Annotated in this window: 14 protein-coding genes and 1 pseudogene; 9 read left to right on the forward strand and 6 right to left on the reverse strand. The window is 35.6% G+C overall.

Annotated features, from left to right (window positions below):
• Nucleotides 1–36: 36 nt before the first annotated feature.
• Both gltX and Bandiella_RS05875 read right to left on the reverse strand, forming a co-directional pair.
• On the reverse strand, nt 37–1,434 hold the full coding sequence (gene gltX, locus Bandiella_RS05870) for a glutamate--tRNA ligase (RefSeq protein ID WP_323732770.1): 1,398 nt from the start codon (nt 1,432–1,434) through the stop codon (nt 37–39).
• A 4-nt stretch (nt 1,435–1,438) separates the two neighbouring features.
• Nucleotides 1,439–2,020: a LolA family protein gene (locus Bandiella_RS05875; RefSeq protein ID WP_323733413.1), complete on the reverse strand. Its 582-nt coding sequence runs from the start codon at nt 2,018–2,020 to the stop codon at nt 1,439–1,441.
• Between Bandiella_RS05875 and Bandiella_RS05880 the strand changes: the two genes are divergently transcribed.
• From Bandiella_RS05880 to Bandiella_RS05890, 3 genes are all read left to right on the forward strand, one after another.
• On the forward strand, nt 1,950–2,126 hold the full coding sequence (locus Bandiella_RS05880; protein WP_323733427.1) for a hypothetical protein: 177 nt from the start codon (nt 1,950–1,952) through the stop codon (nt 2,124–2,126). The two genes, Bandiella_RS05875 and Bandiella_RS05880, sit on opposite strands and share 71 nt — an antisense overlap.
• 65 nt (nt 2,127–2,191) lie before the next feature.
• On the forward strand, nt 2,192–3,112 hold the full coding sequence (locus tag Bandiella_RS05885) for a KpsF/GutQ family sugar-phosphate isomerase (protein WP_323732771.1): 921 nt from the start codon (nt 2,192–2,194) through the stop codon (nt 3,110–3,112).
• A 1-nt stretch (nt 3,113) separates the two neighbouring features.
• Nucleotides 3,114–3,683 (forward strand): hypothetical protein, encoded by a 570-nt coding sequence (locus Bandiella_RS05890; RefSeq protein WP_323732772.1) that lies wholly within the window; start codon nt 3,114–3,116, stop codon nt 3,681–3,683.
• 8 nt (nt 3,684–3,691) lie between these two features.
• On the opposite strand, the gene Bandiella_RS05895 is transcribed toward Bandiella_RS05890, so the two are convergent.
• On the reverse strand, nt 3,692–4,237 hold the full coding sequence (locus Bandiella_RS05895; protein WP_323732773.1) for a ProQ/FinO family protein: 546 nt from the start codon (nt 4,235–4,237) through the stop codon (nt 3,692–3,694).
• A 451-nt stretch (nt 4,238–4,688) separates the two neighbouring features.
• Between Bandiella_RS05895 and Bandiella_RS05900 the strand changes: the two genes are divergently transcribed.
• Both Bandiella_RS05900 and Bandiella_RS05905 read left to right on the forward strand, forming a co-directional pair.
• The gene (locus Bandiella_RS05900; protein WP_323732774.1) at nt 4,689–5,414 is read left to right on the forward strand and encodes an alpha/beta hydrolase; all 726 of its coding nucleotides are present in this window, start codon (nt 4,689–4,691) and stop codon (nt 5,412–5,414) included.
• A 59-nt stretch (nt 5,415–5,473) separates the two neighbouring features.
• A complete protein-coding gene (locus Bandiella_RS05905; RefSeq protein WP_323732775.1) occupies nt 5,474–6,562 on the forward strand; it encodes an FtsW/RodA/SpoVE family cell cycle protein in 1,089 nt (362 codons plus the stop codon).
• Nucleotides 6,563–6,603: 41 nt separating this feature from the next.
• Here Bandiella_RS05905 and Bandiella_RS05910 read toward each other — a convergent pair whose 3' ends face one another.
• Nucleotides 6,604–7,026: a 6-pyruvoyl trahydropterin synthase family protein gene (locus Bandiella_RS05910; RefSeq protein ID WP_323733414.1), complete on the reverse strand. Its 423-nt coding sequence runs from the start codon at nt 7,024–7,026 to the stop codon at nt 6,604–6,606.
• Nucleotides 7,027–7,097: 71 nt separating this feature from the next.
• On the opposite strand from Bandiella_RS05910, the gene ispH reads away from it, so the two are divergent.
• A complete protein-coding gene (gene ispH / locus Bandiella_RS05915; protein ID WP_323732776.1) occupies nt 7,098–8,060 on the forward strand; it encodes a 4-hydroxy-3-methylbut-2-enyl diphosphate reductase in 963 nt (320 codons plus the stop codon).
• Nucleotides 8,053–8,724: a glutathione S-transferase family protein gene (locus Bandiella_RS05920; protein ID WP_323732777.1), complete on the forward strand. Its 672-nt coding sequence runs from the start codon at nt 8,053–8,055 to the stop codon at nt 8,722–8,724. The genes ispH and Bandiella_RS05920 overlap by 8 nt, the downstream gene beginning before the upstream one ends.
• Nucleotides 8,725–8,831: 107 nt before the next feature.
• On the opposite strand, the gene Bandiella_RS05925 is transcribed toward Bandiella_RS05920, so the two are convergent.
• Together Bandiella_RS05925 and Bandiella_RS05930 are read right to left on the reverse strand one after the other, a co-directional pair.
• Complete coding sequence (locus Bandiella_RS05925) at nt 8,832–9,884, reverse strand: MutS N-terminal domain-containing protein (RefSeq protein ID WP_323732778.1); 1,053 nt, start codon at nt 9,882–9,884, stop codon at nt 8,832–8,834.
• A 271-nt stretch (nt 9,885–10,155) separates the two neighbouring features.
• Nucleotides 10,156–10,919 (reverse strand): IS5 family transposase gene (locus tag Bandiella_RS05930; protein ID WP_323732779.1). Its coding sequence is split into 2 segments (ribosomal slippage): nt 10,156–10,547 and nt 10,547–10,919, totalling 765 coding nucleotides; the frame shifts between segments, so codons are not numbered across the junction.
• A gap of 504 nt (nt 10,920–11,423) precedes the next feature.
• Here Bandiella_RS05930 and Bandiella_RS05935 point away from each other — a divergent pair.
• A pseudogene (locus Bandiella_RS05935) lies at nt 11,424–11,909 on the forward strand (IS6 family transposase); the annotation flags it as partial.
• Between the two features lie 226 nt (nt 11,910–12,135).
• Nucleotides 12,136–12,561 (forward strand): ClpXP protease specificity-enhancing factor SspB, encoded by a 426-nt coding sequence (locus tag Bandiella_RS05940; RefSeq protein ID WP_323733415.1) that lies wholly within the window; start codon nt 12,136–12,138, stop codon nt 12,559–12,561.
• Nucleotides 12,562–12,851: the final 290 nt, after the last annotated feature.

Raw genomic sequence — 12,851 nt, forward strand, 5'->3', positions numbered from 1 at the left:
CAAATATACAAATAATTTGAAAGTTTTTGCATCATATTACAGATGCGACAGAGCCGGAAATTTGCTCAAAACTCTTAGAACCCTGGCCAACACTTCTTCTTTCTGTATAATCTCCATAGTTTCATATATAGGTGGGGAATTAAAAGTGCCCAGAACTGTAGATCTTAATACCTTCATAATCACTACTGGTTTAAGACCTCGCTCAGCCGCAAAATCGTTGCACATTCTCTTTAAGCTTTCTGCTCTCCATTCCTCACATTCTTGCAGCATAGCATACAGGTCTTTTAAAAGAACTATACTGCTGCTCTCTGCCAAAATCTCTTTAGCTTTTTCATCTGCTGGCTCAACAACTGAAATAAAAACCAGTGCAAGTTCAGCGATTTCATTGATTGTTTCCCCTCTGGTTTTAATCAATTGGATTGCGTTTTTTATTCTTGCTTCGCATTTGGCGTTTGGTAGTTTATTTCCCAACTTCTCAATCACTAACTTAAAAATCACATCGTCTGCTTGTGACTGAATATAATGCTGGTTTAGATGATTTAGCTTGGCTGTATCAAACCTAGCAGGAGATTTGCTTATGTCTTTTAGATCAAAAATCTTAATTGCATCATAAATGCTGACTATCTCATAATCTCCATGCCCCCAACCTAAACGAAGCAGATAATTAAACAACGCTTCTGGCAAATAACCATTTTTTTGATACTCTTCCAAACCCAACGCACCGTCTCTTTTGGACATTTTGCTCCCATCAGCTCCGTGAATTAATGGGATATGAGCATAATTTGGCTCTTGCCAATTAAGGGCCTTTAAAATTTGCAACTGCCTGAAGGTATTGGTAAGGTGGTCATTACCTCTTATAACATGGCTAATTTGCATATCATAATCATCCACAACACAAGAAAGTAAATATGTAGGTGTGCCATCAGACCTTAGCAACACCATATCATCTAACTCCGAATTTTTCACCTCTATTTCTCCTAAGATAATGTCATTAATCTTAGTTGTAGCCTCGTTGTTAATTTTAAGCCTAACAACTGGCAAACCTATCCCAGGGGGCCTATCCCCACTCCTCCATTTGCTTATGAACTTCTTGCCCTGATTACTGGCTTTAAAGGCTTGTATTTCTTCTAACGATTCATAACAATAGTAGGCTTTTCCTTTTCGGAGCAAAATCTCCGCTACTTCTTTGTGTCGTTTAATATGTTTTGATTGAAAAAAAATATCACCGTCCCAGTCTAACCCCAACCATCTCAACCCCCATTTAATTGATTCAAAATATTCTACTTTCGACCTTTCTTTATCTGTATCTTCTATTCTCAAATAAAATTGTCCTTTATTTTTTTTGGCAAACAACCAATTGAATATAGCAGTCCTAGCTGTTCCTATATGAATTAGCCCTGTTGGGCTTGGTGCAAATCTCACTTTAATGCTCATGACTTTAGTAAGGTGTTGAATAAAATTTAGGATCTTGCACAGAAAACAGTTTGCTATCTATCTGTGTATCATATTTCATCTCGTAGAATGATAAGTGGTAAGACTCTTGTGACTGATTTTTAAATATTACTTCTTTGAGCGTCAACGGGTTTGCATCAAAAATCACCTCTATATCAGTATCAATGTTATTGTGATGCTTGAAAAGGTGCATATGGATTATGCCCTTATCAAGGGTTATTTTCTTCACATCACTTGCCAAGCTGATATTTTTACTCGAGAGTAGTTTGAAGAAATAATTATCTTCTTTCGTATATGATGCTTCTTCTAATTCATGCTCGTAGTGCATTACAATGTCTTTGTTCAAAACAATTGTCACTTCTTTTGGTTTTAGGTAATCGAAACGTAATTTACCAGGTTTAGATACATATAATGTTCCGGTTTTAACATCATCACCATCGGAAGTCACCTGTTTAAATTTTGCAGTTACGGTTTGAAAACTGTTTAAGTAAATTTCTATGTCTGCAATGCTAGACGATTGTTTGGTTGAAGACGCATGTAACGTTAAGCAAAGTCCAAACAAAAACAACGAGGATAAAATGAAAATTTTCTTTGAAATCATGACCTATGCAATACTGTTAGTTACAACACTTATAACTTATGCTAAAAGTATTATAAAGCTAATAATTGTCTAAATGCACAATAAAATTGTGTTTTGTTAAAAATGGAAAGTTTAAGTGTAGTACAGATTGCCAAACAGGTGATCAAAGATGAAATCGCAGGCCTTAATGATTTATATAATTTTATTGACGAAGACTTTCAAAAAATCGTACAGAAGATTATGGACAGCACTGGTAGGTTGGTGTTCAGCGGCATGGGGAAAAGTGGTTATGTTGCACGTAAAATCTCCGCAACACTTTCGTCTATTGGGGTGGCATCATTTTTTATCCATCCGGCTGAGGCTGGACATGGAGATTTGGGTATGATCGCAAAAGATGATGTGGTGGTTCTGATGTCCAATTCGGGAGACACTTTTGAATTAAACACAATTATAGACTATTGCAAAAGATTTAATATTTTTATTATCGGAGTCACAAGAAAAAAAGATTCTATGTTAAGTAAAATATCAGACTTACCTATTGTTTTGCCGAATAGCAAAGAAGCTTCAGACATAGGCATGCCATCAACTTCAGTCATAGTGATGATTGCTTTTTGGGACGCAGTTACTATAGCTCTGCAGAAACTGAGCAAATTCTCTCAAGAAGAATTCAAGATTTTGCATCCTGGTGGGAAGATAGGAGCTAAGTTACTTAAGGTTTCGAAGATAATGCATAAAAAAGAGTTCTTACCAATTGTTTACATCGATGCAAAGGGAGCGGAAGTGGTACTAGAAATGACCCAAAAAGGTTTTGGATGCACCGCTGTTCTGGATAGAGAGAACAAGTTGGTTGGGATAATTACAGATGGTGACCTCAGAAGGCATATGGACATGGATTTCAAAAAAGTAGCTGCAAGTGAGATGATGAACAAAAGGCCAATAACGGTTAAAAAAAGTGCTTTTGCATCGGAAGTTATGTATATCATGAATGCAAATAAAATAACTCAAATTTTCGTAATGGAAGAAGATGAGGTTGTTGGCATCGTACATATGCATGATTTAGTTAGAGCTGGTATTGCATAACATGAGAAAAATCAAAGTAAAAATACTTCATCTTGGGTTTATTTCCGTACTATTCATCATGGTTATCGCGTTAGTGACAAATTATTATATAAACTCCTTGGAAAAAGAGAATTTGGTCCAAAACATAAAGAGTGAACCAGATAATTTAAAGCTCAGTTATGATAACTCAATAGTGACGCCGCAATATTATAATTACAATGCAAAAAAACAAAGATTCTTCATACGAGCAGACTCCGCTCATAAAAAACGTGAATTAGTTGATCTAGAGAGAGTATCTGGCAGCATAGAGGTGTTGAATGGAATGAGGTTAGATTACCTTGCCCAATATGGCACAATTAACATAGCAACTAAACAGGTTGCTCTGAATGGTAGCATCAGTCTAAAAACTAATGATGTAGGAGAGCTCTATGCGACCGATTTGCTAATAAATTATGGACAGCATAATATCTCATCCAATACAAAAATCAAAATAGTATACAAAAACATCGACCTCACAGCTCAAAGTTTTAACACCAATGAGAAGAGGATTATAAGCTTTTCTGGCCCTATAAAATTGCAAATCAAGAGCTAACTCGGTAACTACCTTATTCTTAGACCGAGTTTTAATTTCTGGGCGTTAACTGAGTTGGATATATTAGATTTTGAGTTTCCTTCATCCGCCCTTCTTTTTTTGATTGGTCCTCTATTATTTTTACTTCCCGTTTTACGTTTAGGAGCCTGATTGTGTTGTGCTTTCTCTATTTTACTGCTCTTCGCTTGAGCAGCTCTTACCAACTCTTCCTCCCTTCTTTGGGTTCTTAGCTCGGCATTTGTTTTTGCTTGCTCACGCAATACTACGTGCTCTTCAGATACTATACCGCACTCCTCTCCGTTTAAATCATACCTTGGAGTACCAGCAATATGAAGATCAACATATCGTTTTTCCGTACAATAAGATTGAAAAAATTTCCGTAACCTCTTTTTATCTATCTTGTCTCCCATATCTGCCAAAATATCTTGTGACACTCCCACTTTCAACAACAAAGGGCTGTTTTTTTTAAACAGCTTTGGATACTTTTCAGCCAGCATAGAAAATACCTCTTCATACTCTTCCTTTAAGAAGGAAATTTCTTTCTTATTATTCATTTTCACCTATTTTTTAATTGTCGTAACCAGCGCACGAAACCACTCTTATACCTCGTTTACTTTATCGAGATGTCAAAGAAGACCAGCTCTTAAAATACATAGCTCTCTAACTCTTGTCCCGTATCATATAACATAGTTCTAACATATTCAATACTGGGAGTGTTGCAAGATGGAATAAAGAAAGGTATAGTGGAGTGGATTACAGAATAAAGAAGAGAAAAATGGGTTCTGTCGCATCTGTTAATTTTTGAAATAAAAAGTAAAAATTAAGAATTTTTAACTCCCGATTTTCCGCACTTTGAAATTTTCACTTTTCACTTTTTGCACTGAATTTTCACAGATGCGACAGAACCATTATTCCTGTTAGTGTATTTAATCTTGATTTCTTGAGTGAAAAATGTTCTGATAAAGACCGAGTCAAGTCCATTACTTTCTTCTATATTCTAAAAACTTGAAAGTACGTGAACCTTCGCTCTTTTGCAATGCTATATTTTTGTTTTTGTCCAGTGCTGAGATGCTTGAATATACTAAATACATCAGAAACAGTAAAGAACCGCCCAAGCAGCTAGTTGTCATGCTCCATGGATATGGCTCTAATAAAAACGACCTTATCACCTTAGCCCCAGAGTTGTCTGAATATGCGCCTAGTGCTTTGTTCATATCACCTGGTGCCCCATTTCAAATGGAGGGATATATGAGGGAAGACTGCAGGCAATGGTTTAGTCTGAACGACAGGTCTAAAGAAGCTCTTTTAAAAGAGATGGCTACAGTTGAAAAAATAATTTTAAATTTTATTTCTGAACAACTAAAGGAGCATGATTTAAATGAGGATAATCTATGTCTTCTTGGTTTTTCACAGGGAACTATGCTTTCATTGTACCTTGTATTGGAAGGATTGATCAAGCCGAAAATTGTTTTGGGGTATTCCGGCAGAACTATGCAAAATAATTGGAAATGTCAGGGCAACCCAAAATCAACTAAAATTATGTTGATCCACGGCAAAGAAGATGCAATTATTCCTATTGAAGACATGAAAACGACAGATCAAATTCTGCAAAAGCACGGGTTTCAAACGCAAACCCACAGCATCAGATACCTTGCCCATGGGATAGATAAAGATGGCATCAATTTTGGCGGCATTTTTTTACGGGATAATTTTTTAACTCTTGAGGTGTAGAGTTGGAGTTCAACACAAGAAGAAAATCCAGTATTTGGGGTTCAGTTGATTTGGTGGCTTTGGCTAATATTGTTTTTATAATGCTTTTAGGAATATTACTACTTGCCTCGGCAGGGGCTGGTGTTGCAGAAAAACTGAAGTTACCAAGTTATTACTTTTTTAAAAAACAACTTGTCTTTTTGGTTTTAGGGATGGGTATAATTTTATTCCTAATATCTTTGAGCGAAAAATCTATCAGGAGAATAGTGTTGCTAGGTTTTATTTCCACAACAGCTTTGCTAGTATTGGTGATATTTTTTGGTGACGCGACTAAAGGAGCAAAAAGGTGGTTGAACGTTTTTGGATTTTCGTTACAACCATCTGAATTTTTGAAACCATTCTACACATGTTTTTTAGCAATCATCCTTTCACATGCAAATGCTAAAGTTAACCTAAAAACTTTTAGCATATGCATCTTTTTTAATATAATAGTCGCAGGTTTGTTATTGCTACAGCCGGACTTTGGTATGACCGTTGTAAACACCATGGCAACATTCGCTTTGCTGTTCATAGCTGGCATAAAACTCTCCTGGGTGCTTGTGATGTTTGTTTTTTTTATATGCTCTGTATACGTTGCTTACCTGTGTTTTCCTCATGTTGCAAGTAGGGTGAATAAATTTATAAATCCCGTGGATTCATCAAATTATCAGGTGCAAAAGTCTTTATCTTCTTATCTAGATGGTGGGTTGTTTGGCAAAGGTCCTGGCGAGGGAACCATAAAATATAATTTGCCTGATGCTCATACAGACTTTATATTTGCAGTTGGTGCTGAGGAATTTGGTGTGATTTTCTGCCTTTTAATTATGCTGACTTTTGCCATTTTTATTTTAAGAGGGTTTTGGGGATTAACAAAACTAACAAATTTATTTCATATATACGCTTCTTTTGGAATATTACTTCACTTTGCTATGCAATTTTTGTTCAATATAGGAGTAACATTAAATTTGTTCCCAACAAAGGGGATGACACTTCCATTTATCAGTTATGGAGGCTCATCAATGATAGCATTTTCAATTGCTGCAGGGATTTATTTAAATTTAAGCAGTAAAAAGCATGTTGCTAACTCAGTCGTTGCCAAGAAATTTGTTTTCATCCAAGATAAATACTAGCATTCCTAAATAGGGGGTTTCGCTTTCATACCTCTGATAAATTAAGCATTGGCTACGACATAACAATTTGGAGTTTCGTAGAGTTTTATTTTTACGCACTTCACTTTGTTATTTGCGAAGATGAGGGGGCAGACGTGGTTTAATAGATAATACGCCATATTTTCTGCTGTTGGATTTGCATCCATGTAAAATATCTCTTGTCCGGTGATGCTTTCTATTTTTTGCCCTAAGATTTCATCTTCTACACTTAGAATCACGTTGTGATCCCAATTTTGATTAAGCCAGCTATTGAATTGCTCTTTTATGACAGCGAAATCTATGACCATACCTAATTCATCTAGTTCTTCAGATTCAAATGTTGCTTCAACGGTGTATCTATGTCCGTGTAACATCTTACAGTTCCCTTTGTGACCAATAATTCTATGAGCGGAATCAAAACTTAATATTTGTGTGCAGCGTATCATCAAAAAACTTGAATTAATCTTTTACAAGCGGTAATCATATACAAATAAGTCTCCTATTACAATAATTCTGAATGTCTTTAATAAATCAAATAGCTCCTGTATTAGAGATATATTTAGCCAATCCAAGAGGGTTTTGTGCAGGAGTGGAAAGAGCAGTCAAAATTGTGGAATTAGCACTAAAAAAGTATGGAGCACCAATTTACGTGCGACACGAAATAGTTCATAATAAATATGTGGTTGAGCAGCTTCAAGATGCAGGAGCTATTTTCGTTGAAGAGGTAGATGAAATACCAAACGGTGCAGTTGCAATTTTCTCAGCACATGGTGTGAGCAAAAAGGTTGAAGATCGTGCAAAATTTTTGGACTTACATGTAATTGACGCAACCTGTCCATTGGTAACAAAAGTGCATTTACAAGCGCAAAAATTTGAAAGAGAGGGGAGTAAAATTGTTTTAATTGGACATGCAAAGCATCCGGAAATTGAGGGAACTAGCGGGAGAGTAAAACAAGAAGTTTTCATTGTTAGCGATGTTGATGATGTGGAGAAAATACCCTTCTCGCGTAGTGACAACATAGCATATGTTACTCAAACAACCCTAAGTCTTGACGATACCAAAAACATAATAGAACAGTTAAAAACCAAATATCCAAAGGTTAAAGGTCCCGAACTGAATAACATTTGCTTTGCCACCCAAAACAGACAAGAAGCTGTCAAGAATCTGGCCAAAATAGTTGATACTATCTTTGTAATCGGTGCTAAAAATAGTTCAAACTCAAATAGATTACGTGATATAGCCGAGTCTTGCGGAGTTCAAGCATATCTGCTTAATGACGAAAGCGAAGTGGATCATAATATACTTAAAAACACAAATAGATTAGGTATAACAGCAGGGGCCTCTGCCCCTGAGATATTAGTTGGTAATTTGATCCAAAAAATTGCACAGAGTAGAAGAATTGAGGTGAAAAATGTGGATGGGATAATAGAGACGGTAAAATTTAAAATTCCAAATTTGTTGAAAGATGCAGATGTATAAATTATATCACCATCCTGCTTGCCCATTTTCAAGAAAGGTGCGTATTATATTGAACGAGGTAAAGGCCAAGCATACATTGCACGAGGTGAAGTTTTGGGTTGCTAACGATGAGTTAGTAAAATTGAATCCTGCTGGTAACGTACCTATTCTTGTTGATAAAAACTACCATGTAATTTATGGCAATTATGCTATAAATGAGTATCTTATGGAAGAATATCCCATGTTTTCTTTGCAAAACAAGTCAGTAGTTGAAAAGACAGACTATAGAATGGCTATGGATTGGTGCGAAAATGTTTTTTTTACAGAGGTGACGAAACCAATTTTTGAAGAAAAAATATTAAACTTTTTGGACAGAAGTTCATCCCCTCCTGATTCAGGAAAAATCAGGCAGGCTAACAGGAATTTGGTTAAACACATTGACTATTTACAAGCTTTACTTGGAGATGACTATTACTTGTTTGATCACAAACTAACTTTAGCTGACATTGTTTTTGCTTCACAAATTTCCATTTTAGATTATGTCGATTCGTTCAATTGGAAGCAAAGCAAAGAGGTGAAGATGTGGTATTCATTGGTGAAGTCAAGGCCGAGCTTTCAGAATATTTTGCAAGATAGAATTGCCAACTTAAATCCTCCCAAACACTATAGCGACCCAGATTTTTAGTCGAGAGGCTATTTAGTGGTTCTGTCGCATCTGTTAATTTTTGAAATAAAAAGTAAAAATTAAGAATTTTTAACTCCCGATTTTCCGCACTTTGAAATTTTCACTTTTCACTTTTTGCACTGAATTTTCACAGATGCGACAGAACCAAAAAAATCAACACACTCCAGTCGCTTATTAATAGCTGTAGCATTGCACAGTGGTGAACTGAGACGTGTTTTTAGCAACCGGCTTCCTGCCGAAGTGATGGTCTTGTCTATGGTCTTCAGCAAAGTAAATTTTTTATTTTCACCAATGCTGGTTTCAAGCTCTAAATTCTTTCTTGTAGCCGCATCTATTTCCATAAAAAGTGTTTTATCAACATTTTTTAAGGCCTTTACCTTTGGCAAATTGTTTTTCTGAGTATGTATGACATATTCTATTAGCGCGCCTGCAGCTATTGTTTGCACCTGGTTGAATTCCCCAAGCCCCTCTATAGAACTGATTTTATAATACTCCTTAAGTTTGTTATAACAACTTTGATAATCAAATACGTTGTTACTTCTTGGTGTAAAATTGGCCTGAATATTCAGAAACTTATTCGCATTCATATACTTTTGCGAAACTATTATTTCTTTTGGGTTTAATCTTGATATCTCATTTATAACGCTTGATTCACCGCAGTTACTTGTAAAAAATTCCCCTGTTGTTAATTCAATCCAAGCGACCGCATAAGTTCCCTTATGTTCAGCTATCGCCATCAAATAATTCATACTTTTTGGGTCAAGTAAATTATCTTCCATTAATGTCCCAGGAGTAATAATCTGCACCACTTCTCTTATAACTACCGCTTTATAGCCTCTTTTTTTTGCCTCCTCTGGTGATTCTAATTGTTCACATATAGCAATGCTATACCCACTTTTGAGAAGCCTATTGATATAATGTGCAGCGCTGTGGTGCGGCACTCCACACATTGGAGTGTTCTCCCCATTCTGTGCACCTCTTTTTGTGAGGACTATGTCCAATATTTGCGAAGCTATCTTGGCATCTTCAAAAAATAATTCATAAAAATCTCCAAGTCTATAAAACAACAGATACTCACTGTGAGCAGATTTAATGCTCATATATTGTTGCATCATTGGTGTTAAGTTAACACCTGGATTAGAGTTATGTTGTGTTGCCATAAAACCTATACGTAATAAATTTCCTGCATAAGCCAAAGTCTTTTGCTCAATTGTGTCATCAAGTCAGTACTTAAGTATCACGTACCACTCTTTCTCAGCCTTCACTACGTAGTTTCTAAGTTTACAGAAAGTATAATACATATACAGAATTTGAACGTCAAAGCACTGCAAGTATCCTTAAAATAACAAACATTTCAAGCATATCCACTTAAACTTTGTAATATCATACCACATTAAAAGCAACGCAAACATTATGCTCTAGATAATGTCGTCATGAGATTTTAAGCCAAAGAGATAAACATCTAATCTGAATTGCGGCAAGGAAAGAAGCTGAATTTTTAGCATATCTGGTTGCAATTCCCCTCCATCTTTTAAGATGAAGAAAGGTGTTTTCTACAATATGCCTTATTTTATATAAATCTTTATTGTATTTTCTCTGGGTGATTCTGTTCTTTTTAGGAGGAATAACAACTCTCATGCCCAATTCTTGGGCATGGTCAATTATGTAATTAACATCGTACCCTCTGTCGGCTAGTAAGTACTCAGCTTTCATCTCTTCAATAAGATTAACAGCCTGCTTGCAATCAGCTTCTGAGCCTTTTGTGATAATAACTTTGAGTGGCATACCATGTGAATCCACGGCAAGGTGAATCTTTGTATTGAGCCCCCTTTTGTACGACTCATATCTTGATTGCCGCCTTTTGCACCTGAAGCATGTGGATGCACTTTACTATGACTTGCGTCTATCATTAACCATTCCATATCAGGTTCTTTCACAAATATCTCCAATAAAGCCTCCCATATCCTTTTGTCTCTCCATCTGCAAAATCTTTTATGTGTATTTTTCCATCCTCCATATTCTGAAGGCAAATCTCTCCAGGGAGAACCTGTTCTTAATATCCAAAATACTGCGTTAATGAATCTTCTGTTATTATGTGCCAAACCTCCCCACGTACCCTCCCTTCCTGGCAAATGATCCTTTATCAAATCCCACATATTATCTGTTATATCATGCCTATGTAGCCCTAAATCCATTTTTACTCCTGATTTATCTTTTCTTTCATATTATACCACAAATCTCATGACGACACTATCTAATAAATAAAGTCTTTTAAAATTGGCGTCATCACATTTTGGAATAGACCTCTGATAAATTAAACGTTAGCAAAATTTATTAGAGGTCTATAAAACATTTTTGTTCTCGACTTATGGATAAAAAACTCCGGCACCGTCAAGTTAAAAAAGTTGAGGTGCAAAAGGTATTGAGAGAAGAGGGAAAAAATAGTAAATTGGAGCAAAATAAAAAATAATAGAAAAACAATGGAAGAAAGAGCGAGCAGATACAGATATCCAATGGTGATAATAGGACATGCAGTTTGGTTGTACCACAGATTTAATTTGAGTTATAGAGACGTAGCAGAAGAGTTGTTATAAAGGGGTATAGAAGTAAGCCATGAAACGATAAGAGCATGGTGTATTAAATTTGGAAAAAGGTTTTTAGATATAATCAAGAAGAAGTAGAGGAAAGCAAAGGATAAATGGCATTTGGATGAGATGAGCATTAAAATTAACGGTAAATATTTTATTTTGTGGAGAGCTGTAGATGAAGATGGATATGAGATAGATGTCTTCCTACAGACCAGACGTAATAAAAAGTCTGCGATAAGGTTTTTATCAAGATTATTACAATCAAATCCAGTACCCAGAGTAATCGTGACAGATAAATTAAAAAGCTATACCAAACCTATAAAAGAAATGTGCCCTAAAACAGAGCATAGGCGCCATAAAGGATTAAATAATAGGGTTGAAAATGCACACCAACCAACACGCAGGAAAGAGAAATGCCTAATAAAATTCAAATCTCCTTCTGGGGTACAGCAAACTCTTTCTTTGATGGGAAAAATAAGGAACATATTTTCAGTAGATGTGGGCAGGTATATTAACAGTTCTAGCAAGCAAAAAGAAATGTTTTTTGAAGCTAAATCTATTTGGGATCACGCCGCTCAATCCATAGCTGCTGCATAATTTTCAAAAAGATGCTCTGTCACGCCCTTACCTCCATTAACTTGACGGTGCCATTTTAACAGACTATACTCAACGTAAAGTTGTTTCAAACCCTTTTTCATGATTTTGATAAAATAAATGGTTTTATCAAATAAAGCTTTGATGCTACAATTGAACGAACGACACAATAAGAGGCTTAATGAAAGGCAAGACACTAATAAATTACTCATCACTTATCAGTGATTCGATGTATTATATTGTGAGGGAAGCACTAAGAATAGTGGAAAACCATGGTTTATCCGGAAATCACCATTTTTATATCACTTGCCAAACAAACTATGCAGGCGTTGAAATTCCAATTAAATTAAAAACCTTGTATCCAGAAGAAATAACAATCGTTATTCAACATGATTTTAGAAATTTAACTGTGTTTGAGGATTATTTCCAGATAGAGTTAAGTTTTGGTGGCAAGTATTCAAAACTTGTCATTCCATTTAAGGCTATCATATCTTTTGCAGATCCATCTGAGATGTTTTTACTGGAATTTAATCAGGAGACAAGTGATAATGAAGTACAAGAGCATGCTGATCATGATTCGTCAATTTCCTTAAAAGAAAATCACACTATTAATAATATAATTTCTTTAGATCAACTTCGTAAATCCAAGAAGTAGGAGAAAAATGTTTTCGCCCTCATATATAGTCTCTCCGTCAAAAAATGAATTTTTAAAAAGAGAAAGATTTAGTTTTTTGGGTGGTAGGTTAATTTTTTCTGATTTTTAAAGCAGGGATCAATCTTTTTCTAAAAAATTGATCCATTTCAAAGGGTAAAGCAAATTTTTGGTATAGGGCTTGGTTTAGCATTCATGCATTTCTTCTAAAGCTGGCGATCCTTGCGGATGGTTAGCTTGTGGCTGCTAGATGATTAGCTATACAGCGTAAGTTCAACCCAATCGTAGAGATA

The organism is Candidatus Bandiella woodruffii (genome assembly GCF_034359465.1).
In the GTDB taxonomy this organism is placed as follows: domain Bacteria; phylum Pseudomonadota; class Alphaproteobacteria; order Rickettsiales; family Midichloriaceae; genus NDG2.

Excerpts from the sequence above, each read along its gene's own strand:
- gltX (WP_323732770.1), bottom strand. The coding sequence starts at position 1,434 with ATGAGCATTAAAGTGAGATTTGCACCAAGCCCAACAGGGCTAATTCAT.
- Bandiella_RS05880 (WP_323733427.1), top strand. The coding sequence starts at position 1,950 with ATGTCTGCAATGCTAGACGATTGTTTGGTTGAAGACGCATGTAACGTT.
- Bandiella_RS05890 (WP_323732772.1), top strand. The coding sequence starts at position 3,114 with ATGAGAAAAATCAAAGTAAAAATACTTCATCTTGGGTTTATTTCCGTA.
- Bandiella_RS05895 (WP_323732773.1), bottom strand. The coding sequence starts at position 4,237 with ATGAATAATAAGAAAGAAATTTCCTTCTTAAAGGAAGAGTATGAAGAG.
- Bandiella_RS05910 (WP_323733414.1), bottom strand. The coding sequence starts at position 7,026 with ATGATACGCTGCACACAAATATTAAGTTTTGATTCCGCTCATAGAATT.
- ispH (WP_323732776.1), top strand. The coding sequence starts at position 7,098 with ATGTCTTTAATAAATCAAATAGCTCCTGTATTAGAGATATATTTAGCC.
- Bandiella_RS05920 (WP_323732777.1), top strand. The coding sequence starts at position 8,053 with ATGTATAAATTATATCACCATCCTGCTTGCCCATTTTCAAGAAAGGTG.
- Bandiella_RS05925 (WP_323732778.1), bottom strand. The coding sequence starts at position 9,884 with ATGGCAACACAACATAACTCTAATCCAGGTGTTAACTTAACACCAATG.
- Bandiella_RS05940 (WP_323733415.1), top strand. The coding sequence starts at position 12,136 with ATGTATTATATTGTGAGGGAAGCACTAAGAATAGTGGAAAACCATGGT.